This window comes from Veillonella sp. VA137 (assembly GCF_003992015.1).
In the GTDB taxonomy this organism is placed as follows: domain Bacteria; phylum Bacillota; class Negativicutes; order Veillonellales; family Veillonellaceae; genus F0422.
In genome coordinates, this window is record NZ_RQVK01000007.1 from 1 (window position 1) to 23,271 (window position 23,271).

The following is a 23,271-nucleotide window of genomic DNA, read 5'->3' on the forward strand; positions in this document are numbered from 1 at the left end:
CCGTCCTCATTTACTCTTGTATGTTTGATATATTCCTCTTTAATTTTAAAGATAATTTCTGTATAATTAACTGTAAACATATATGACTCATCCTTTCTTAATTGTGTGGTTACTTTTATGATACGGTATGAGTCTGTATATGTCTATTTTATTGCAACAAAAAATGTTGGCGGCTACTCTTATATGAGTAGCCCCAACATTTATTATAGAGCCAATAATTACATTGAGACTGTAACAAGTGTTGTTTGTTGCAGTCTTTTTTGTATGTAGTATAGATGGCGTGTACTTATATTTTTATGTATTAGTAGTGTTATGTTGGATATCATTTGTGTTAACTGCCATGTGTTTATGTAAGTATGGAGCAACTAATATCATTAAAATGTTAAGAGAAAATAAAAGGAGTTTTTATAATTTCGTCGAATACTAACAATATCAGTTTCATGTAATACTAAGAGGAGGTATACTATGAATTTTGAAATTCGTAATGGCCACGATTATATTGATGAAGTAAAAGATTTATTTGTAGAGTATGTACGATCCTTAGGTGTGTCCGCTAATTTAAGAGAGTTTCATGGACTGGAAGACAAATATAAAGGTGAAGGTGAAGCCTTGTATATTGCCTTTATCGATAACAAACCAGCGGGTTGTGTCGCATTACGCTATGTTGATAGTAAAACAGCAGCTATGAAACGGTTGTACGTTCGTCCTGCTTTTCGGCATAGCTCTTTAGGTACGAATATGGCTAAAATGGTTGTAGAAGATGCTCGTGAGTTTGGGTATAAAACATTGCTTTTAGATAGTTTACCTAGCATGGAAAATGCAAAAGAGTTATATACTAACTTAGGGTTCAAAAAATTAGATGGAACGAAGAAATCAGTGAAAACTGTTGTTCATTTATCTTTACCTTTATAGAGGCCAAGACTTGATGGATTTGCCATCTATTCTATACATATGTAAAAAGCTGTAGCAAATTATGTATATTTTAATTTGTTTACAGCTTTTTTTGCAGAGAGACTATCTTGAACTTTCATAGTTTAAAATAAAGATGTATTACTGGGTCAGATACTGTATAATAGGGTAAGTACAGATAGTCTATTAATCGAATTAGTTCTATAGGAAGGTGAGACCTTTGAAGGGTAAGCATATTGTAGTAGGTGTAACAGCAGGAATAGCAGCCTATAAAGCAGTAGAGTTAGTAAGCCGTTTATATAAAGCGGGAGCAGAAGTAAAAGTGGTAATGACGAGAAATGCCACTAAATTTGTGAGTCCCCTTGTGTTTGGTGAAATTAGTAAACACAAAGTGGCTGTGGAAATGTTTGAAAATGTACAGGATTGGAATGTAGAGCATATTGCCTATGCAACTTGGGCGGATGCCTATGTCGTAGCACCAGCAACGGCTAATATGATTGCTAAGATGTCCCATGGTATTGCAGATGATATGTTATCTACCCAATTATTGGCCACAACGGCCCCTGTATTTGTATGTCCAGCTATGAATAGTAACATGTATGCTCATCCAACTGTGCAAGAAAATTTAACTATCTTGCGTGGTAGAGGCGTCCATGTGTTAGAACCTGACAGTGGACTCCTAGCATGTGGGGTAGAAGGAAAAGGTCGTTTACCAGAACCGCAAAAAATTATGGACTGGGTGGACTTTCATTTAGGGAAAACAGATCTATTGGAAGGTAAAACTGTGATTGTCAGCGCTGGTGGTACGCAAGAAGCTATTGATCCAGTTCGGTACATTACGAATCGTTCCAGTGGAAAGATGGGATATGCAGTGGCTCTAAAAGCGGCCCAGGCGGGAGCTAAGACAATTTTGGTATCTGCTCCCACAGATCTTGAGGTGCCAATTGGTGTAGAGCGTATCATAGTTCGTTCTGCTACAGAGATGAAAGAGGCTATAGATAGTCACTATGACTCTGCAGATGCTGTGATTATGGCCGCGGCTGTGGCGGACTATCGTGTAGCTGAAGTAGCGGACAATAAAATAAAAAAACAAGAAACTATGACATTAGAGTTGGTAAAAAATCCAGATATATTAGCAAGCTTAGGGAGCCGCAAACAGCATCAAAAGTTAATTGGTTTTGCAGCGGAAACGCAAGATGTCATTACCTATGGAAAAGAAAAAGTGCGCAAAAAGAATTTGGATATGTTAGTAGCTAATGATGTAAGTAAATCCAATGCTGGATTTGATGTAGATACAAATGAAGTGACATTTATCTATCCTGGAGATCAAATTGTAAATTTACCCAATATGTCAAAACTTGATGTAGCAGAACGTATCATTCAAGCCTTGGCAGACCTATAAATGTGTGTTATAATGACTTGTAGTGATTTTAAACTAAGTATTATATGTATGATACAAGTCTCATCAAGAGTAGTGGAGGGAAAGGCCCTGTGAAGCTACAGCAACCATTCCTTAGGGAAAAGGTGCTAAATCCAACGATATTTGATCGGAAGATGGGGATATAATTCCTCATCTTGGGATGAGGAATTTTTTTATTGGAGGTTTATTCATGGCAGAAAAACATGTATTTTTCACTTCTGAATCTGTAACAGAAGGTCATCCAGACAAAATTGCTGACCAAATTTCAGATGCTGTATTGGATGCTATTTTAGAAAAAGATCCAACAGCACACGTTGCCTGTGAAACATTAGTAACTACAGGCCAAGTTCATGTAGTAGGCGAAATTACTACAAAAACGTATGTAGATATTCCTCATATTGTTCGTGATACAATTCGTGAAATCGGATATACACGTGCAAAATTTGGTTTTGATGCTGATACTTGTGGCGTTAACGTAGCGATTGACGAACAATCTGCAGACATTGCGATGGGTGTTGATGAAGCATTAGAATCTCGTGAAGGTGGTAGTGATGCGTTCGATAAAATCGGCGCGGGTGACCAAGGCATGATGTTTGGTTTCGCATCCAATGAAACTGAAGAATTAATGCCTATGCCTATTAGTTTGGCACATCGCTTATCTCGTCAATTGACAAAAGTTCGTAAAGACGGCACATTGGATTATCTTCGTCCAGATGGTAAAACCCAAGTAACTGTTGAATATGTTGATGGAAAACCTAAACGCATTGAAACAATCGTTATTTCTACACAACATGGACCAGAAGTGACATTGGAACAAATCCAAGCAGATATTAAAAAATATGTGATTGATCCAGTTCTTCCAGAAGGATTTATTGATGAAAATACTAAATATTTCATCAACCCAACTGGTCGTTTCGTAATCGGTGGTCCACAAGGTGATGCTGGTTTGACTGGTCGTAAAATTATCGTAGATACGTATGGCGGTATGGCTCGTCATGGTGGTGGAGCTTTCTCCGGTAAAGATCCTACAAAAGTTGACCGTTCCGCAGCATATGCAGCTCGTTATGTAGCTAAAAATATTGTGGCAGCTGGTCTTGCTGATAAATGTGAAGTACAAGTAGCTTACGCAATTGGTGTAGCAAAACCTGTATCTATCATGGTTGAAACATTCGGTACTGCAAAAATCGAAGAAGAAAAAATTTCTGCATTAGTAAGTAAGCATTTTGATCTTCGTCCAGCAGGCATCATTGAAATGTTAGACTTGTTGAAACCACATTACAAAAAAACTGCTGCCTATGGTCATTTTGGTCGTACTGACGTAGACCTTCCATGGGAACGCACAGATAAAGCAGAAGCACTTCGTAAAGAAGCTGGGTTATAATAGATCAATTTGCCCTTCGCTTTTGAATGATACATATATAGAGGATAGAGACGCATGTCTTTGTCCTCTATTTTTGTTATCCCCGTTGTCATGTACATAAACTATCAGCGTTTAGATTGTTATGTGTGTATACTTGTTATAAGAGGAAAAGATTCGTGTACTAACTCATTTGCTTCTATAACCTCGTATATATTCGTCTTAAAAGAAATGTCATGACGTGAAATGTGCAGGACTAGGATATGAAATAGTATGAATCATAGCTATAAACGTGGTATAATGGAGAGTGTTTAGTCAGGAGGTTATGATGCGTTTAGGTGAAATTATTATCAATCGTCCTGCGAAACAATTGAATAAACCTTTAACCTATGAAATACCTGACTCATTCGGGGACGTACCTATTGGAACCCGTGTGGCAGTTCCGTTGGGAGCCTCCAAAGAAGAGGGAATCCTTGTAGGTTATTGTGACATAGAAAATCCACCATTTGTGATTAAACCTATATTAGCCGTATTAGATCCAACGCCTTGGTTTTCATCGGAAATGCTGAGTACAGCTCGTAAGCTAAGTGAGTATTACCTATGTACTTTTGCAGAGGCATTAAGCTTATTTACTGTGGATAAAAGTAAATTAAAATCTTATGACAGACCAAAAATGGAATGGCTTGTGCCTAAGGACTCCTTTCATGTAGAACTATTTGGAGTGAGGAAACAAAAGCAACGTTTGTTGGCAGAATACTTAGTAGAGCATGGAGCAACTTCGGTGAGTGCCTTGCGATTGGCAGGATTTAGTTTGCCTGTCATTAAGCAAGTAAAAGAATCTTCTCATATCGATGTGGAATGGCGCTATGCAATGACGAAAACACGCTACGAGGAAGTTGCAGGTAGCATAGACATTCCTCTGACAGAACCACAGCAGTCTGTATATGATCCTATTCAGGAATGCATTGCTAATCATACAAATAAATCTTTTTTGCTCCATGGTGTAACGGGTAGCGGAAAAACACAAGTGTATCTAAAAGCTGCGCAAGAAACAATTCGACAAGATAAGATTGCTATTATTTTAGTTCCAGAAATTGCTTTAACGACGCAAATTGTAAGACGATTCGTAGAAAAGTTTGGACAAGAAGTTGTGGTTTTCCATAGTCAGTTAACAAAATCAGAACGTTACAACAATTGGGAGCGTTTGCGCCGAAAAGATAGCCATATTATTATTGGGGCTCGTTCTGCAGTGTTTGCACCTACAGAAGACATTGGTCTCATTGTAGTCGATGAGGAACATGATCCATCCTATAAGCAACAGGATATGACTCGTTACGATGCACGTATGGTGGCAAGATGGCGCAGTGAAAGTCATCAATGTCCAATTATATTTGGTTCTGCCACACCGTCTATAGAGGCCTATTATTTAGCTAACCAAGGCATGTATCAATTACTATCTTTGGAACATCGAATTTTTCATCAACCAATGCCTAAGGTAAATGTTGTGGATATGAAAGAGGAAATGTTCTATGGGAATTACTCTGTATTTTCTATGGCGCTAGATACTTTAATCCAAGAAACGCTACAGAAACGGGAGCAAATAATTCTCTTGTTGAATCGTCGAGGACATAGTACCTTTGTGATGTGTCGAGATTGTGGTAAACCTATCCAATGCCCTCACTGTGATATCTCAATGGTGTATCATCAAGCGGGACAGGATTTGCGGTGCCATTACTGCGACCATCATGAAAAAGTACCTCAAATTTGTCCTCATTGTGGTAGCCGTAAGATTAAATTCTTTGGTACAGGCACACAAAAGGTAGAAGAAGAATTAGCAAAGCGATTTCCTCAAGCTAGAATTGCTCGTCTAGATCAAGATACGACATCTAAAAAAGGAGAATCACAGCGCATTTTGGAAGCCTTTGGTGCTGGCCAATATGATATTTTATTGGGTACGCAAATGGTGGCAAAAGGACATGATTTTTCAAATGTTACCGCAGTAGGAATTATTACAGCTGATTCTGTCTTGCACATTCCTGTGTATACGGCTTCTGAAAGAACGTTTAATTTGCTAACACAAGCGGCTGGTCGTGCTGGTCGTGGTGATAAACCAGGAACAGTCGTAGTACAAACCTATAGTCCTGAGCATTATGCTATTCAGCACAGTACGCACCATGATTATGTTAGCTTTTATGAGGAAGAAATAGAGGCTCGAAAGGCTTTGTTGTATCCGCCAATTGGTGAAATGATACAGATTACCTTATTAGATGAAAAGCTCTCAGTAGTACGAACAAGAGCGACAGAATTAGTCAATACGTTGCGTGAGGCTTGTACAGGTCAGCGCATAGATATACTAGGGCCCTATGAAAATGGTGCCGCAAAGATACGAGATATGTATCGACTTTGTATTATGATTCGTGGAATTGATTTATCAAAAATAAAATCATACATGTATCATTCAGATATATTTACATTGCCCCATATCTATATAGATGTGGATCCAGTATAGGAGGGAATATGGCAGTTTTAGAAGTCATGAAAACAGGTCATCCTGTGTTGAAACAAATAGCAGAACCGGTAGAGTTCGTAAATAAAAAAATTCGTCAATTATTAGATGATATGGCAGAAACGATGTATAAAACAGATGGTGTAGGCTTAGCGGCACCGCAAGTCAATGTATCTAAACGAATCATTGTATTAGATGATGGAAATGGATTAATTGAAGTAATCAATCCAGAAATCGTGAAAAAAGAAGGCTCTCAAATAGGTTTAGAAGGTTGTTTGAGCGTACCAGAATTATTTGGTGATGTAGAGCGATATGACAAAATTGAAGTACATGGTATCAATCGAAATAATAAAAAGATTAAGATCAAAGCAGAAGGTTTTTTAGCGCGTATTTTTCAACATGAAATTGACCATTTAAATGGTATTTTATTTGTGGAAAAGTTAGTGAACCCCAATGAGATTTTTATCCATAAAAAGGAACAACAATAATGAATCCATTACGTATAGTTTTCATGGGAACTCCAGATATAGCAGTTCCTACGTTACAGGCTTTAATTGACAGTTCCCACTCAGTAATAGGTGTATTTTGTCAACCAGATAAACCGAAAGGACGAGGCAATAAATTGCAAATGCCACCGACGAAGGAATTGGCGTTACAGTATGATATTCCTGTGTATCAACCGAAATCCTTGCGCAATGAAGAAGCAGAAGAATTGTTGCAAACTTTGGCTCCTGATATTGTCGTAGTTATTGCGTATGGTAAGATTTTACCTCCTTGGCTCATTCATCAGCCTCCATTGGGGTGTATTAATCTACATGCCTCTTTATTGCCGAAATTTAGGGGTGCAGCGCCTATACAATATGCGATTCTTCATGAAGAGTCAGAAACTGGTATGACGATTATGCATATGGACGAAGGATTAGATACAGGTGATACTCTGTTAATGGAACGTATTCCTGTTACAGAAGAGGATACATCTGGTACAATCTTTACAGCTTTGGCAAAATTAGGAGCACAGATGATTGTACCAGCCGTAGATGCTTTACAAGCAGGTACATTAACAAGAGTCCCGCAAAATCATGAAGAAGCTATTGAAACAGGAAAAATTACGAAAGAGATGGGACATCTTAACTTTACAGAACCAGCACATACATTAGCTGCGAAAATAAGAGCTTTCAATCCAAGTCCTGGATGTTATACATTCTTAGAGGGAAAACGGGTTAAGTTCTGGCATGCTAAAGTAGACCCTACCTCTAAGTATGCTCCTGAACACTTACAAGGAGCTTGTGGCTATCCTAAAGAGGGTACAATAGTGCATGTAGATAAAGGGTCTTTCAGTATCTTCACTGGTCACGGGGTCTTACGTGTCACAGAAGTGCAGCCAGAAAATAAAAAACGAATGAATGCAGGTGATTTTGCGCGTGGTCATCAGTTAGCAGTAGGAGCTTGCTTTGGCGATGAATAAATCTTATCGTTTGTATTTAACGGTGACGGCTGTGGCAATGCTATTAATATCACTGGTATGGGGTTGGATAGTTTGGATGATGCATCCTAGCTTATCTCAATGGGGACCTGTTGTCGGGCCTATCGGAGAGAGTGCGCTACTATTCCCCATATTGATAGGGTGGTCCATGTGGATATACATGGCATTAGTTACAATGTACCCTATACAACATCCGATTCTACTACGACTGTCTAATCGTGGGTTATATCTTTTATTTCCGTTGGTAACGGTCTTAGCTAGATGCTTTGGATATACTAAGGATGAAGTGAGTCAATCCTTGATTGCTTTAATCAATCATCTTGTGAGCACTCAAGTATATCGGGTGGAACCAGAACGGTTATTACTACTCACACCGCATTGTATACAATTATCTAGTTGCGTACATAAAGTGACTACAGATGTGCATAATTGTAAGCGTTGTGGCGGGTGCCAAGTAGGAACCTTGCTAGACATTGCAGATACCTATGGATGTCACTTTGTGGTTGTTACAGGTGGCACATTAGCACGTTTGAAAATCAAAGAAATTCGTCCTCAAGCTATTGTGGCAATTGCCTGTGAAAGAGATTTAGTCAGTGGCATGGCAGATGTGTTTCCCATTCCCGTAATAGGTGTCTTAAATGAACGACCTTGTGGTCCCTGTTGTAATACGAGAGTCAATACAGAAGACATTAGACTTGTCATAGAAAGGTTACTGTATGGAAACGAAACAAAAGAAAGAACATAAAAATATTCGGCGCCTAGCTATGAAAGCCTTGGTAGATATACATAGAGATAAGAAGTATGCCAATATTGTATTGCCTCAGTATATGATACAAGAAAGATTAGAAGATTTAGATCGTAGATTCTTTACAGAGTTAGTCTATGGTGTGGTGCGTCGTCAAAACTACTTAGATGCGGTTATCGTTCATTTTACCAAGAAGCCAGTTAAAAAATTATCTCCTTTTGTTTTAGAGATTCTTAGACTTGGAGTGTACCAATTACTCTATATGGATAAGGTGCCATCTAGTGCTGCTGTGAATGAAAGTGTAAAACTAGCAAAAAAAGTGGCTCCTGGTACAGACCGATTTGTCAACGCAGTACTTCGTAATGTAGACAGACAACGCGAAGATATTGGTGTAGATGCTTTAGCTACTTCAGAAGCGGAACGAATTTCCTATATTTATAATCAACCTTTGTGGCTAGTCCATTTGTGGATAGAGCAACGAGGTCTAGAAGAAACAATAGATTTTTGCGAATGGTTCAATGAAACGCCATTATTGACAGCACGCGTGAATACATTACGAATTAGTCGGCATGATTTATTAGAAGAACTTTCAGAGGCAAATTGGGAAGTAGAGCCTAGTCATATGATTCCAGATGCGATTATCATCAAATCTCACAAAGGACAATTGCAGGAAGCAAAATGGGTACAAGAGGGATTGATGACATTCATGGACGAAGCCTCTATGGCTGTAGCTTATGCAGTAGAACCTCAACAACATATGCAGATTTTAGATACCTGTGCAGCACCGGGAGGTAAAACATTGCATATGGCAACCCTCATGGGTAATACAGGAACCATCGTAGCTACGGATATTCATGAGCATAAAGTAGAACTGTTGCAGGCAAATGCCAAACGCATGGGTATGTCTAATGTACAGACTCAACAAGGTGATGCTACAGTAAAAGAGGCACAATGGAAAGATTCTTTTGATGCCGTACTAGTAGATGCGCCATGTTCAGGTCTAGGAATCTTACAGAAGAAACTAGATATGCGGTGGCGAAAAGAAGAATCCCAATTACAAGAATTGCCAAAGTTGCAGCAACAAATATTACAAAATGCTAGTTCCTATGTAAAAGTAGGAGGACACTTAGTATATTCTACATGTACTATCAATACTTTGGAAAATGAAGGGGTTGTGGAAAGATTTTTACAAGATAACCCTAATTTCGTCTTAGAAGATGTGGCTCCACTGTTGCCGTTTGCAGCAGAAGGTTCTATGGTTACTTTATTGCCACACGTATATGATATGGACGGATTTTTTATAGCCCGTTTACGTAAGGAGAGAGCATGATAGAATTAATTGGACTTTCATTGCCAGCTTTAAGTAAATTTGTGACAGATGGAGGGTTTCCCAAATTTAGAGCGAAGCAGATTATGGATTATATCTATCAACGTCACGTATTCTCTATGGAAGATATGTTACAGCTTCCACAGACAATGCGTGAATGGCTTACCACACACTGTACGATTACATTACCTACAGTGGTGCGAGAATCTACTAGTTCTGATGGAAATACAAAAAAATTATTGCTCAGATTTTCTGATGGTCATCAAGTAGAAACGGTACTGATGAAGCAACACTATGGTAACTCTGTGTGTTTGTCATCTCAAGTGGGATGTGCAATGGGATGCATTTTTTGTGCATCTACTACAGAAGGTTTATTCCGAAATCTAACAGTAGCTGAAATTGTAGGTCAGTTATTACTCTTTGAAAGCATCATCAAAGAAGAAGTGCACTCTATCGTTGTCATGGGATCAGGAGAGCCATTACAAAACTTTGATCATACTATGGAAGCATTGCAATTTATTCATGAAAAAGAAAGCTTTAATATAGGCTATCGTCGAATGACGGTGTCCACTTGTGGATTAGTACCGAATATTTATCGCTTTGCAGAACTGGGCTTGCCTATTACATTGGCACTATCCTTGCACGCTACGACAGATGAAAGTCGAAAGAAAATTATGCCTATAGGAGCCACCTATGCGTTACAAGATGTACTAGATGCCGTGGCGGAGTATTATCGACAGACGGATCGCCGTGTGACCTTTGAATATATTTTGATTCAAGATGTGAACTCCTCTGAAAAGGAAGCTCATGAACTAGGTATGATTGCAAAAGAGTTTCCTCATTGTAATGTCAATTTAATTCCTGTCAATGGAAATGAACATATTAATTTATACAAACCGTCTATAAAAGCTATGCAAGAATTTAAGTCTATTGTCGAATCCTACGGCGTGTCTGTGACGATTCGTAAAGAAATGGGTGATGAAATTCAAGCAGCTTGTGGACAGTTGAAAATACAACATCAACAATCTTTGAAAGAAGGGATGTTATGATTAGTTTAGGAATCAGTAAAACTGGATTAGTTCGCCAACGTAATGAAGATCGTTTTTATGCCCAAGGGCCTCTGCTAATTGTAGCAGATGGTATGGGTGGTTATACCGGTGGAGAATATGCTAGTACCATGGTAGTCGATACGATTGTAGAAGTAGTCAATGAGGCTACTGAAATATCTACCGAAGTATTAAAGAATGCCATTCTAAAAGCAAATCGTATGGTCTATGAAAAGAGCCAATCCTACAAAGAGTTGGAAGGTATGGGGACTACAGCAGTTGTTGCATACGTACAAGAAGATATCCTGTATTGGGCGCATGTAGGTGATAGTCGCTTGTACAGGTATGGAGAAGATGGTTTGCACCGTATGACAAAAGATCATTCTATGGTACAGCAATTAGTAGAAGCAGGAACGATTACTGAAGAAGAAGTCATTCATCATCCGAAACGAAATATGTTGACTCGAGCCATCGGAGTGTATGAAACTGTAGAAGTAGATACAGGCGTAGTTGAAGTGCATCAGAATGACCGTATCCTATTATGTAGTGACGGTTTGTCTGGTTATATTGAAGAATCTAAGATTGAACAAGTGCTTTCAGAAGAAAACAATGAAAGTAGAGCTTTGGAAGATTTAGTGCACCTTGTATATGATGCGGGAGCACGAGATAATGTAACAATCGTACTTGGACGTATATAAAGAGGTGACTTATGGATAGACATACATTAGTGGGATTGGTCTTTGACCATCGCTATGAGGTACAACAGAAGATAGGCGTTGGTGGTATGGCCGATGTATATCGTGGGAAAGATACACTATTGGGACGACCTGTGGCTATTAAAATTCTGCATCAAAATTTTGGTAGCGATCAAGACTTTGTGGCCCGTTTTAAACGGGAAGCACAAGCGGCAGGGAAGCTAAATCATCCCAATGTAGTGAGCATGTACGATGTTGGATTTGATCAGGGCTTTCATTACATCATTATGGAATATGTATCTGGATGTACGTTGAAAGAATACATTCAGCATCATGGCGCTCAGGTGACTGTGCAAGAAGCTGTAAAAATTACAGTAGCCATTGCAGAGGGCCTTGAGCATGCCCACATGATGGGCATCGTTCACTGTGACGTAAAGCCACATAATATATTGATTACTGATTCTGGACGTGTAAAGGTAACAGATTTTGGTATTGCCAGAGCGATTAACTCAGCTACGACGATGATGTATACCAATTCTGTGATGGGGTCAGCCCATTATATTTCTCCAGAACAAGCTAGTGGTAAGAGCATCAATGTGAGTACCGATATTTATTCATTAGGGGTTGTCCTTTATGAATTGTTAACGGGAGAAGTTCCTTTTAGAGGGGAAACGCCTGTTAGTGTGGCATTACAACATGTGAAAGACCCTGTAGTAGCACCACGTATTAAGAATGCTATGATTCCACCACAATTAGAGCAAGTGGTATTAATAGCTTTAGAAAAAGAGCCAGGCAAACGGTTTGGATCTATCTCTGAAATGATTCAGGCGTTACGGATGTCATTAGGCTATCGTGGTGGCACATCAGCACGGCCGATGCAACATGACTTTGCGACACAAGTGTTGCCTCCATTGGAGACAGAGGCCTTGGAAGAAGAGGAAGAACAACAAGAAGGCATATTGGCAAAATTAGGTAGCTTGCCACAAAAATATGTCATTGGTGGTGCTGTATTTGCATTCTTACTTGCCTTTTTATGGGCCTTCTTGAGCTTTGGCAACTTCTGGAGTAATTCTACTGTAGACGTACCGAATGTGGTAGGTAAACAGTTAAGTGTAGCTACAAGATTGTTAGAAGAACGACATCTACGGGTATCTAGCTCAGAAGTAACGAATTCGGATGTGCCGGCAGGACAGGTCATTTCACAGAGCCCTGAAGCAGGGGAATCTGTCAAAGAACGGCGTGTGGTACACTTAGTAGTCAGCAAAGGTGCAGGAGATATCACGATACCAGACTTGCAAGGTATGAGCTTTGACCAAGCTAGAGAAAAATTAAAAGCGTTAGGCTTATCAATTGGTAAAATATCTTATGAAAGTGATTCTAGTAAAGAAGATGGTGTAGTGATCAGCCAAGGCCTACAAGCTGGAGGCAAAGCTTCCAAAGGGGCCACTGTAGATATTACGATTAATCAAACTAAATCGACTACTGTAGAGATTCCGAATGTTGTGGGTATGACCATTAAAGAAGCGAAAGAAGCTTTAGGAAATTTAGGCTTAAGCATTAGTAAAATTTCTGGTTCTAATGAAGATTCTGCTGTTGTTACAGCTGTCAGCCCTGCTCCAGGGTCTTCGGTGAAACGAGATGAAAGTATCACATTGGTTGGACAACCAAAAGATGGCAAAAAAGACGGAGCCAATGCGAAACAAGGTACTACGAAAGGTGTTGTGGATGTAACGGTGCCGAATGGACGTGCCTCGCAACATGTGAAATTAGTAGTCATCGATGATGACGGTGGACGTGTTGTCTATGATGGCACTAATGCACCAGGAGATCGCATTGTAAAGAGTGTGTCTGGATCCGGCAATGTACGAGTTCAGATTTACTTAAATAATGCATTAGTACAAGAGCAATCCTTATAGGAGAAACTATGAAACAAGGTGTTGTAATTAAGAATATGAATGGGTACTTTTATGTGCAAACTCCAAGTGGAGATGTACATGAATGTAAGGTTCGAGGACGGTTAAAAAAAGAACGATATTCTCTCTTAGTAGGAGATACGGTGCATATTACAGATGATGGTTGGATTGATTCTATTGAAGAGAGAAGAAATTCTTTACGTAGACCAGCTATTGCCAATATTGACCAAGTCATTGTAGTCGTAGCCGCGCGAGAGCCAGATATTCATCCTTTATTATTGGATCGTTTATTAGTGATGATTCATCATAGTCATATTCCTCCAGTACTAGTGATTAATAAATATGATTTGCATACAGAAGATACGATGAAACTGAAATCTATTTATGAAAATATCGGTTACACTGTACTCTGTACGTCCACGTATACCGGTGAAGGGATTGATGAATTACGCCATGTATTACATGGTAAAATCAGTGCCTTTGCCGGCCCTTCTGGAGTAGGTAAAAGTAGTTTACTCAATGCAGTAGATCCGAATTTTGCCTTTCAAACAGGAGCTGTTAGCGATAAGATTAAACGTGGTCGCCATACGACGCGCCATGCCTCTTTATACAGCTTAGATGAAAGTTCGTTCATCATGGATACACCAGGATTTTCAGCTTTAGAGCATACAGGGATGACTGTAGAAGAGTTAGTGCATACATTCCCCGAGTTTTGTGACCATGATAGGGGATGCAAGTTTAGTCCTTGTTCCCATAGTCATGAACCTATTTGTTCTGTGAAAAATGCCTTAGCTAATGGGCAGATTAGTGAGCAACGATACCAATCCTATTTGACAATTAAATCAGAACTTGAAGATCAAAGGAGACGATAAAATGATTCAAATTGCCCCATCTATGTTATCGGCAGATTTTTCTAATTTGCGAGAAGATATTCGTACTATCGAAGAAGGTGGTGCTGACGTATTACATATTGATGTGATGGATGGACATTTTGTGCCAAACCTAACATTTGGTGCTCCTGTGGTAAAAGCGTTGCGTCCACATACGAAATTGCCTTTTGATGTACATTTAATGGTAGAAAATCCAGGTGATTATGTAGAAGAGTATGCCAAGATAGGGGTGGAGTATTTCACCTTTCATTGGGAAGCTGTGCCACATGTGCATCGTTTGATTCAAGCTATCAAAGCAACTGGTATGAAAGCAGGCGTTTCTTTAAATCCATCTACGCCAGTTTCCTTACTGGAAGATATTGCAGAAGATTTAGATTTAATTTTAATTATGAGTGTAAATCCAGGATTTGGCGGCCAATCGTTTATTCATAATGCAGTGAAGAAAGTAAAGCAAGCTCGAGAACTATTGGACTCGGTAGGCAATACAAAAGCTGTTGTAGAAGTAGATGGTGGTATTAACTTGGAAACAGCTCCATTAGTTCGTGAAGCAGGGGCTACTCTATTAGTGGCCGGATCAGCTGTATTTGGTGCAGCAGATCGTGCAGATATGATTGCTAAACTACGAGGCTAAGATGATTCGAGTAGGTACAGATATCATAGAAATTCATCGTATGGAACAAGCGATTGAAAGGGATAGTTTTTTACAACGAGTATTTACAGAATACGAACGAAACTATGCGTGGGGACGTAACAAACAAGCAGCAGCATCCTTTGCGGGCATTTTTGCGGCTAAAGAAGCGTGTGTAAAAGCCTTGGGGACAGGATTTCGCCATGGTTCGTGGCAAGATATAGAAGTGACGCATGATGCTTGGGGAGCTCCTGTTTTGACTTGTACCGGTTATTTTGGACAACAAATGAAAGCCTTAGGATATGAAACGATGCAAGTTTCTATTAGTCATTGTCGTGAATATGCTACGAGTACTGTCATTGTATATTAGAGGATAGACCTATGCGACTATTAACACCAAAGCAAGTTAACATAGTAGATCAATATATTGAAAGTTTAGGACTTCCAGTATCTCATTTAATGGAACAAGCGGGACGATCTGTTTTTGAGGTAGTACATAGATATATACAAGAAGTAAAGGGGCCCAAGGGAGTTTTATTTCTTTGTGGCATTGGCAATAACGGTGGTGATGCCTTAGTGGCAGCACGATTGTTAACAGAAGTGCCTGAAGTGACGCCCTATGTTGTTGTATGTGGGAATCCAGAAGAAGGTTCTCCTTTGTTTCAACAACAATGGAAGGTGGTACATACTCTAGAAGATACGATTACGATTGTGACTGATGAGATGATGGAGTTTAATGGAAATCTAATACCCTCCCATATATTACGGGATGTAAGTGTTGTGGTAGATGGTGTGTTTGGTACAGGTTTCCATGGTGAACTACCCAAACAGATAGGAACTATCTTTGAGCAATGTAAAGCATGGCGTTGTAATAGTGAGACACGAACATGTATTGCCATCGATATTCCTAGTGGTGTGAACGGCTTAACAGGAAATGCCGACGCCTTTTCATTCAGAGCAGATGAAACAATTACATTGTTAGCTCCTAAAGTGGGAATGCTCATGTATCCAGGGCGTCAATGCGTAGGGAAAATGACTTTAGGCAGTATTGGATATCCTTTTCCCCATCATGCATTAGGGGAATCTGATCAGAATTGTCAGGAAATCTATTGGAACAATGCAGATTCCTTGCATGTAGAGCCTCGTTCTCCTATTGCCCATAAAGGGATAAATGGACATGTCTATATTGTGGGTGGTTCTCCGGGGATTTATGGGGCCCCTATATTAAGTGCTGAAGGAGCATTACGTAGTGGAGCTGGAAAAGTCACTATACTGTCTGGTACAAATGAGTTAGATGCGTTGCGTTCCTTGAGTCGACCTGAAATGATGATTCGTGATTGTAACAATGTAGAACAACTAGATGGGAACAGTACAGTAGTCATTGGCCCTGGTGGTGGCAGGAGTAATACTGATAGGAAACATTTACTTCAATGGATGCAATCTGTTACAGATAGCCACATGGTACTTGATGCAGATGGGCTCATAGCGATTTCTAATGATGTATCGCTGTTAAAACAGTGCTCGTATACATTAGGTAAGAAAGGGTATGTCGTTGTAGTAACACCGCATTTAGGCGAATTCTCTGCTCTTACAGGAAAAAGTATAGGAGACATTAACCAAGATCCTATTGGATATGCTAGTGAATTTGCGAAAGAACACGGCGTATATGTTGTCCTAAAAGGACAACCTACTATAATGGCTACGCCTAATGGTAAGGTGTTTGTAACAACGAATGGTAACCCATATATGGGGACTGGTGGCATGGGTGATGTATTAGCTGGTGTTATTGGTTCTATGTTGAATCAAGAACAGGATCCTACAAATGCAATCAATGTTGCAATATATGCCCATAGTCGAGCCGGAGATATAGCCTTAGAGGACCTTGGTCCTGGGTTTACTCCTACAGAGGTGGCACAGCGAATTGGACGTGTATTACCAACGATAGATGGTTATATGCAGATGATACCTCTGAGATAATCGTGATAATACGTAGAAATTAGAAAGTACTTCAAAATGAAAAAAACAATATATAAATATCTACTCTTGTTAGGTGTGTTGGTAGTATCACTACTTAGCCTACTAGGTTGTGGAAAAGAACTTTCACAGGTGAATGCAAATGTTGCAAAGACAGAAGTCAGTCAATCTACGCAAGCACCAACTGGTACTATGAAAGTTCATGTACTAGATATCGGACAAGGAGATGCAATTTTACTCCAAATTGGTGATAGATTTTCCATGATTGATACAGGTGATATTGAACATAGACCACAGGTGGTCGCCTTATTAAAAAAATATGGTGTGAAGGAATTAGAAAATGTCATTTTGACACATCCTCATGCGGACCATATTGGCGGTTTCTATGCTATTGCCAAAGCAATCCCGATTAAACATGTCTATGATAATGGCATCGATATCGATAGTGGTACCTATAGAACCTATTTAAAAACGATAGAGACAAAACAGATTCATCGTGAAACACTTCATAAAGTTGATCGGTTAGACTTAGGAAATGGAGCGTATTTTGAGGTCTATGCCCCTTGGAAAGGGGAAGTGATGGCTGACAAAAAAGGTGAAGTTCATCAAAATAATAACTCCATTGTAGGTAAGCTGACATTTGGTAAGTTTTCTATGCTTATGACTGGTGACGCGGAAAAAGAAGAAGAAGCACGTCTTATTAAAGAGCAAAATACAAAAATGTCTAGTAAAGTCTTAAAAGTGGGACACCATGGTAGTAATGGTTCCAGTCAAAAAGATTTTATTCGTTCTGTTCGACCAGAAGCAGCTGTTATTTCTGCAGGTTTACATAATTCGTATGGACATCCTGGTGAGAAAGCTATGGCACGTTTATTGGAGGAACATGTAGATATCTATCGTACAGATACAATGGGGACTGTTACCATTCGGACAAATGGTACAGACTATGATATCCAACGAGAACGATAATAGAGTGTATTATATAAGGGTCTAAATTAGGGGAGGTATAGAAATGAAAAACATTTTAATTGTAACAGGTCATACCCACGAAGAAAATTCTGTGGCAAACAAAGAGATTCTCGCGTTGCTTAAAGAAAAATATCCTAAGGCTGAGTTTGATCGTTTGGAAGTGCTCTACGGAGATTACAAGATCAATGTAGAAGCAGAACGTGAAAAGCTGCTGTGGGCAGATACGATTGTGATACAGTCTCCTCTATTTTGGTACTCTTTAACATCGCTGATTATGAGATGGTTTGAAGAAGTGTTTGCTTATGGTTGGGCCTATGGAGCAGATACCTATGCAGTAGCCGGTAAGGATATGGTTGTTGGTCTTACCGCCGCTTGTGGTAATGATGAATATGCGTTGTATGGTGATAAAGGCATTACCATTGATGAAATATTTAAAACCTGTGAAGCTACTTGTAAGTTCTGTAAAATGAATTTTAAAGGAGGTGTCTTCACTGGCAATATGCTATATACAGGTGAAGATGCACAGCTACAAGTGATTCATAGACAAGCAAAAGAGCACTGTGAACAATTAGTTCAGTATATAGAAGCTTAAGGACGCCATAGGTTACATACTATTGTGGTAGATTAAATACGGTGTATAATTTACATTATTAAGACAGTCATTGATACAGGAATGAGGAATATGAATATAATTGTAACAGGCGGTGCCGGTTTCATTGGATCACATCTAGTAGATCGATTGATTCAAGAGGGACATCGTGTACTTGTCATTGACAATTTAAGCAGTGGATTGCGAACATTTGTGAATGAACAAGCTGAATTTTTAGAACTAGATATACGAGATACAAAGATACATGATGTGTTTACAAACTTTCAACCGGACTATGTATTTCATGAGGCAGCGCAAACAGTAGTAGCAGAATCTATGGTACATCCAACAGAAGATTGTGATATCAATCTAATGGGACTATTGAACTTATTACAAGCCTCTGTTAAAGTGGGTGTAAAAAAATTCCTTATGCCATCCTCTGCTGCGGTATATGGTGATTTAGAGGTATTACCTTTGACAGAAGAATTGGCAGGAGTGCCTCGTTCTTGCTATGGATTGACAAAATTAACTACGGAAGGTTATTTGCGTATTTACCAAGAATCTTTTGGATTACCCTATATTTGCTATCGCTATTCTAATGTATATGGACCACGTCAAGGCAATGGCGGTGAAGGTGGTGTTGTTAGCATTTTCTGCGAACATGTGGCAAATGGCGAATCTATCAAAATTTTTGGCGATGGTGAGCAAACGCGTGACTTTGTCTATGTGGATGATGTAGTGGAAGCTAATATATTAGGGTTAGATAATGATGTAACAGGGGTCATCAATGTGAGTACAGAAATTGGAATTTCTGTGAATGATTTAATCGACACATTAGAGCACATTGCTGGCACAACGGTAGAACGTCATTATGAAGAACCGCGCATTGGTGATATTAAACATTCTTTATTGAGTACTGCAAAAGCAAAACAATGTTTAGGGTATATGCCTAAATGGACGTTACAAAGAGGACTGGAAAATACCTATCACTATGTGAAAGATAATAGATAACATCATAAGAGCTTTGCGTAGGCAAAGCTCTTTGTTATTGAGGAGGAACTATGCAAATTAATGCAGCTGTACTGGAAGTGTTTGACTTTACGTCTTCTATGTCTGCTTATTCAGATCATCCTATGGATATTACTGAACCAGAAATACAGAGCTATCTTGAAATGCATGTGATGAAAGCATTACAAGACCCTGGAGCCAGAACTGGTTATATCTCGGACCAAACCCCATGGGGGCGAAAGATTAAACAATTGGAGAATCAAGAAGTAAGCCTTGTAGAGTTTGGTAAAGAACTAGGTGAGACTTTATTTACCTATATGGCACAAGCGATGGATCCATGTGTACTAGATATGATTGTCTGTGAAGCACAAGGAGAGCAAGCTTACCTTTGTGTTCTTCTTTGTAAAGCTCATGATGGATATACTCACCAATTATATTCAGAAGAGGATGGTTCATTAGCAACAAAATTAGTAGAGCATAGAGTCGTATTACCAACAGTGACACAAAAACTATATGCTTTTGCAAGTATTAAACTTTCTGATTTATCCATTCGTCTCTTTGAACCGAAAGGAGAATATGATGGAGAGAAAATGCACTTCTTGGAAGAACGAATCTTTCAGGTTACCACGAATCCGTCTTCTAAAGATACAGTGAAAAAAGTACGCACTGTGGTAGATCGAATTTCTAAAGCTCATGAGCAAGATGGTGTGGCAGCTATGGCTAAAACAAAAGAATTACTAGCTAAGAATGCAGAAGTTTCTGACACATTAGAAGCACGACATATTATTGAGCAAGTGTTTAGTACGAACCCCATTCAGCGAGAAGCAGCTATGAAAGAGCTAGCAGAAGAAGATTTACTTGAACCATTGCCAGTGAGCCGGACCTATGCGACTAAAGTGGGGAAGCAACATAAAATTAAAACGGATACGGGTATTGAACTTTCATTTCCAGTAGAATATATGAATGATCGCGAGTTTATTGAGATTTCAACAAATGAAAATGGTACCTTGCGCATTGAATTAAAAAATATTTCAAAGATTACCAACAAATAGGGGGTCTTATGAGTAAAAAAGGACATAAAAAAACAAATGCATTACGCATACTAGATACTCACCATATTGACTATGAAGTGTTCACCTACGAATGGTCTGAAGAACGTGGAGCTGGTATACACGTAGCTGAATCTTTGCATATTTCGCCTGAACAAGTGTTTAAAACATTGGTGGGGAAAGGCAATGTAACTGGTCATGTGGTGTTCTGCATTCCTGTAGAAGGGGAATTAGATATGAAACAAGCCGCACGAGTGAGTGGAAATAAATCAGTAGAACTGATTGCGGTAAAAGACTTATTACCGTTAACAGGTTACTTACGTGGTGGCTGCTCTCCCTTAGGGATGAAAAAAGCATTTCCCACCTATTTTGATGATAGCATTACATCCATTCCTATGGTCTATGTCAGTGCAGGTCTTAGAGGGATGCAAGTCAAAGTCAATCCACAAGCATTAGTAGACGTAGTAGGTGGCACGATAGCGCCATTGACAATGGGGTAAGTATGGCAAAGAAATATTATGCTGTTCGAGTAGGGCACAATCCGGGAATCTATGTGACATGGTCTGACTGTGAAGTGCAAGTAAAAGGCTTTCCTGGTGCGCAGTATAAGTCTTTCCCTACAGAAGCAGAAGCAAAAGCCTATATGGGCAACGTAAGTATAGCTAATAGTTCGATTGCCAAACAACGTGGAGCAAAGAAAACATCGCTTGGAGCTTCTAAGCGGATGAGCGTAGGGGAATATCTTAAGACACAGACTGATGACATAAGCCAAATAGTGGAGTCAGATCCTTGTGAAGTTCGTGCTTTTATTGACGGAAGTTTTGATAAGCGAAAAGGTGTGGTTGGATCAGGAGGGGTTATCCTTCTTGGTACAGAAGAGATAGAGTTTTCTCTTTCCAGTACAGAACCGAATCATGTAGCATATTGGAATGTGTCTGGGGAATTATTAGCGGCCCTTCATGTAGTGGACTATGCACTAAACCATGGGTATACCTCATGCTCTCTCTATTATGATTACATGGGCATTGAAATGTGGGCTACAGGTAGATGGAAAACAAATAATTCATTAACAACTAACTATGCAAAACGAATGAAAGAAGCTAGCAAACAACTTCGTATCGATTTTCATAAGGTAAAAGCTCACTCTGGTATTGTCTATAACGACCGTGCAGATGCATTAGCAAAGAAAGGAACGCTACTAAAATAACACTGGTAGGAAATTTCTCATAAAATTCCTTTAATCTCTCCATGATTTGATGTACAATAAAAGTACGATTACAATCATACTGTACATAGGAGGAAACTATGAAACGGATTCAATTAGACTCTGGTTTTGTTTATGATTATACAAATATGATGTTACCTGGTGGGGTGACGGAAGCAGATGTAACAAACTTAGGCACTGCGATTTCTGATGCCTTAGCAGCAGCGGAAGAAACTCGTCATCATGGTGTTGTAAAAGGCCATCTATCCAAAGATGGAGAGCCTGAATTAGTACTTTTTCCACAATTGCCGTATGTAGTGGAAGGCCATATTAACAACCCAACAGTGATGGCTCGCCTTGATGCTTTGAAAGAAAAGAAGGTTAGTACTGTAGTCAGCTTTGGTATTGGTGGTTCTTTCCTAGGTGGAAAAGTATTATTTGACGTACATTGTGGGGAGTTTTGGAACTCCATGAGTGATGAAGAACGTAATTACCGCCCACGTATGTATTTCAGTGGTAATAATGTTGACCCTGTACGTACCCAAGAATTAATCAAGCAATTACAAAGAGAATGGAAAGAGCAACAATTTTTAGAAGACCATGCCCATGTACCTAATGAGTATAAAGTGCTATTGGTGCTAATTTCTAAATCTGGTTCTACTATTGAACCAATGACAAACTTCATGATTGTGAAAGAAGCCCTAGAAGTAGCAATGATTAATTATGAAGTGCTAGTTGTAACAGATCCTAGAGATGATGACAAAGAAACGTTATTACATAAGTTAGCTGTTGCAGAAGGTTGGGGAGACTCCATCTTCGCTGTACCTGATGGCATTGGTGGTCGTTTCTCTGTATTCTCTGAAGTAGGGTTGGTAATCGGTGCTTTATTAGGATTTGACATTCATGATTATTTAGAGGGGGCTAAAGCAGCAGATATAGCAGCTAAAGAACAAGATGTCTGGAAGAATCCAGCATTGTTAAGTGCTGTGTTAAAATATATTGGCTCTGAACAATATGGTCGTCATATTGAAGTATTTATGCCTTATGCAGATCGTTTGAAATCCTTATCTGAATGGTATGTACAATTATTAGCGGAATCCTTAGGTAAAGAAAAAGATGATAAATCTGGACACTATGGTCGTACTCCAATTGTAGCGGTAGGTACTACAGACATGCATGCCCAAACACAGGAACATCAAGAAGGTCGCTATGATAAAGTTGTATCTTTTGTAGATGTAGAAAATTGGCATGTGAATCTAACAGTGCCACATATGTATGACCAATATAGTAAACTAGAAGCTTTAGCCGGTCTTGACTTAGGATTTATCAATCGTGCGGCCTTGGCATCTAATGCAGAGTCCTTAGCCAGTGATGGACGATTTAATGGGACCTACCAAGTTCCAACCATGAATGCCTTCCACTTGGGAGAATTGATGTTTACTATGTGCTGGGCCATCTACTTTGAAGGACAATTGGCAGGGGTGGATGCTTTCAATCAACCAGGCGTAGAAGTGTATAAAAAATTATTAGGACCTAAACTTTCAAAAGCATAGGAGAAG

Annotated in this window: 22 protein-coding genes and 1 riboswitch; all 22 genes read left to right on the plus strand. The window is 39.3% G+C overall.

The genetic code is table 11. The annotated features are described in order from the left end of the window. Positions 1-465: 465 nt before the first annotated feature. The 22 genes from EO116_RS04510 to EO116_RS04615 all read left to right on the plus strand — a co-directional run bounded on the left by EO116_RS04510 (position 466) and on the right by EO116_RS04615 (position 23,265). On the plus strand, positions 466-912 hold the full coding sequence (locus tag EO116_RS04510; RefSeq protein ID WP_127160824.1) for a GNAT family N-acetyltransferase: 447 nt from the start codon (positions 466-468) through the stop codon (positions 910-912). A 217-nt stretch (positions 913-1,129) separates the two neighbouring features. Next, positions 1,130-2,311: a bifunctional phosphopantothenoylcysteine decarboxylase/phosphopantothenate--cysteine ligase CoaBC gene (gene coaBC / locus EO116_RS04515; RefSeq protein WP_127160825.1), complete on the plus strand. Its 1,182-nt coding sequence runs from the start codon at positions 1,130-1,132 to the stop codon at positions 2,309-2,311. A 57-nt stretch (positions 2,312-2,368) separates the two neighbouring features. Further along, positions 2,369-2,470, plus strand: a riboswitch (SAM riboswitch). 49 nt (positions 2,471-2,519) lie between these two features. Then, entirely contained in the window at positions 2,520-3,710 is a 1,191-nt protein-coding gene (gene metK / locus EO116_RS04520; protein ID WP_127160826.1) for a methionine adenosyltransferase, read from the plus strand. A 304-nt stretch (positions 3,711-4,014) separates the two neighbouring features. Next, positions 4,015-6,195 carry a primosomal protein N' gene (priA, locus tag EO116_RS04525; RefSeq protein ID WP_127160827.1) on the plus strand — a complete coding sequence of 727 codons (2,181 nt, stop codon included), beginning with the start codon at positions 4,015-4,017 and terminating at the stop codon, positions 6,193-6,195. 8 nt (positions 6,196-6,203) lie between these two features. After that, positions 6,204-6,680, plus strand: a complete 477-nt coding sequence (gene def / locus EO116_RS04530; RefSeq protein ID WP_126938717.1) for a peptide deformylase — start codon at positions 6,204-6,206, stop codon at positions 6,678-6,680. Beyond that, complete coding sequence (fmt, locus tag EO116_RS04535) at positions 6,680-7,657, plus strand: methionyl-tRNA formyltransferase (RefSeq protein WP_127160828.1); 978 nt, start codon at positions 6,680-6,682, stop codon at positions 7,655-7,657. Before def ends, fmt begins: the two co-directional genes overlap by 1 nt. Before the next feature lie 178 nt (positions 7,658-7,835). Further along, the gene (locus tag EO116_RS04540) at positions 7,836-8,420 is read left to right on the plus strand and encodes a DUF116 domain-containing protein (RefSeq protein ID WP_240629132.1); all 585 of its coding nucleotides are present in this window, start codon (positions 7,836-7,838) and stop codon (positions 8,418-8,420) included. Then, positions 8,392-9,750, plus strand: a complete 1,359-nt coding sequence (rsmB, locus tag EO116_RS04545) for a 16S rRNA (cytosine(967)-C(5))-methyltransferase RsmB (RefSeq protein ID WP_127160829.1) — start codon at positions 8,392-8,394, stop codon at positions 9,748-9,750. Before EO116_RS04540 ends, rsmB begins: the two co-directional genes overlap by 29 nt. Beyond that, positions 9,747-10,796, plus strand: a complete 1,050-nt coding sequence (gene rlmN / locus EO116_RS04550; protein WP_127160830.1) for a 23S rRNA (adenine(2503)-C(2))-methyltransferase RlmN — start codon at positions 9,747-9,749, stop codon at positions 10,794-10,796. The genes rsmB and rlmN overlap by 4 nt, the downstream gene beginning before the upstream one ends. Continuing rightward, positions 10,793-11,491 carry a Stp1/IreP family PP2C-type Ser/Thr phosphatase gene (locus tag EO116_RS04555; protein WP_127160831.1) on the plus strand — a complete coding sequence of 233 codons (699 nt, stop codon included), beginning with the start codon at positions 10,793-10,795 and terminating at the stop codon, positions 11,489-11,491. The genes rlmN and EO116_RS04555 overlap by 4 nt, the downstream gene beginning before the upstream one ends. An 11-nt stretch (positions 11,492-11,502) precedes the next feature. Further along, positions 11,503-13,404 carry a Stk1 family PASTA domain-containing Ser/Thr kinase gene (pknB, locus tag EO116_RS04560; RefSeq protein ID WP_127160832.1) on the plus strand — a complete coding sequence of 634 codons (1,902 nt, stop codon included), beginning with the start codon at positions 11,503-11,505 and terminating at the stop codon, positions 13,402-13,404. Between the two features lie 8 nt (positions 13,405-13,412). Then, positions 13,413-14,273 carry a ribosome small subunit-dependent GTPase A gene (rsgA, locus tag EO116_RS04565; RefSeq protein WP_127160833.1) on the plus strand — a complete coding sequence of 287 codons (861 nt, stop codon included), beginning with the start codon at positions 13,413-13,415 and terminating at the stop codon, positions 14,271-14,273. A 1-nt stretch (position 14,274) separates the two neighbouring features. Next, positions 14,275-14,922 (plus strand): ribulose-phosphate 3-epimerase, encoded by a 648-nt coding sequence (gene rpe, locus EO116_RS04570; RefSeq protein ID WP_127160834.1) that lies wholly within the window; start codon positions 14,275-14,277, stop codon positions 14,920-14,922. A gap of 4 nt (positions 14,923-14,926) precedes the next feature. After that, complete coding sequence (gene acpS, locus EO116_RS04575; protein ID WP_164726075.1) at positions 14,927-15,289, plus strand: holo-ACP synthase; 363 nt, start codon at positions 14,927-14,929, stop codon at positions 15,287-15,289. An 11-nt stretch (positions 15,290-15,300) separates the two neighbouring features. Then, the gene (locus EO116_RS04580) at positions 15,301-16,896 is read left to right on the plus strand and encodes an NAD(P)H-hydrate dehydratase (RefSeq protein WP_127160836.1); all 1,596 of its coding nucleotides are present in this window, start codon (positions 15,301-15,303) and stop codon (positions 16,894-16,896) included. A gap of 36 nt (positions 16,897-16,932) precedes the next feature. Beyond that, positions 16,933-17,862: a ComEC/Rec2 family competence protein gene (locus EO116_RS04585; protein ID WP_127160837.1), complete on the plus strand. Its 930-nt coding sequence runs from the start codon at positions 16,933-16,935 to the stop codon at positions 17,860-17,862. Positions 17,863-17,905: 43 nt separating this feature from the next. Further along, entirely contained in the window at positions 17,906-18,454 is a 549-nt protein-coding gene (locus EO116_RS04590) for an NAD(P)H-dependent oxidoreductase (RefSeq protein WP_127160838.1), read from the plus strand. 90 nt (positions 18,455-18,544) lie between these two features. Next, entirely contained in the window at positions 18,545-19,462 is a 918-nt protein-coding gene (locus EO116_RS04595) for an NAD-dependent epimerase/dehydratase family protein (protein ID WP_127160839.1), read from the plus strand. 50 nt (positions 19,463-19,512) lie between these two features. Continuing rightward, positions 19,513-20,511: a nucleoid-associated protein gene (locus tag EO116_RS04600; protein ID WP_127160840.1), complete on the plus strand. Its 999-nt coding sequence runs from the start codon at positions 19,513-19,515 to the stop codon at positions 20,509-20,511. 8 nt (positions 20,512-20,519) lie between these two features. Next, positions 20,520-21,008: a Cys-tRNA(Pro) deacylase gene (gene ybaK, locus EO116_RS04605; protein WP_127160841.1), complete on the plus strand. Its 489-nt coding sequence runs from the start codon at positions 20,520-20,522 to the stop codon at positions 21,006-21,008. A 2-nt stretch (positions 21,009-21,010) separates the two neighbouring features. After that, positions 21,011-21,715: a viroplasmin family protein gene (locus EO116_RS04610; protein ID WP_127160842.1), complete on the plus strand. Its 705-nt coding sequence runs from the start codon at positions 21,011-21,013 to the stop codon at positions 21,713-21,715. Between the two features lie 98 nt (positions 21,716-21,813). Then, positions 21,814-23,265, plus strand: a complete 1,452-nt coding sequence (locus EO116_RS04615) for a glucose-6-phosphate isomerase (protein ID WP_126940742.1) — start codon at positions 21,814-21,816, stop codon at positions 23,263-23,265. Positions 23,266-23,271 lie beyond the last annotated feature (6 nt).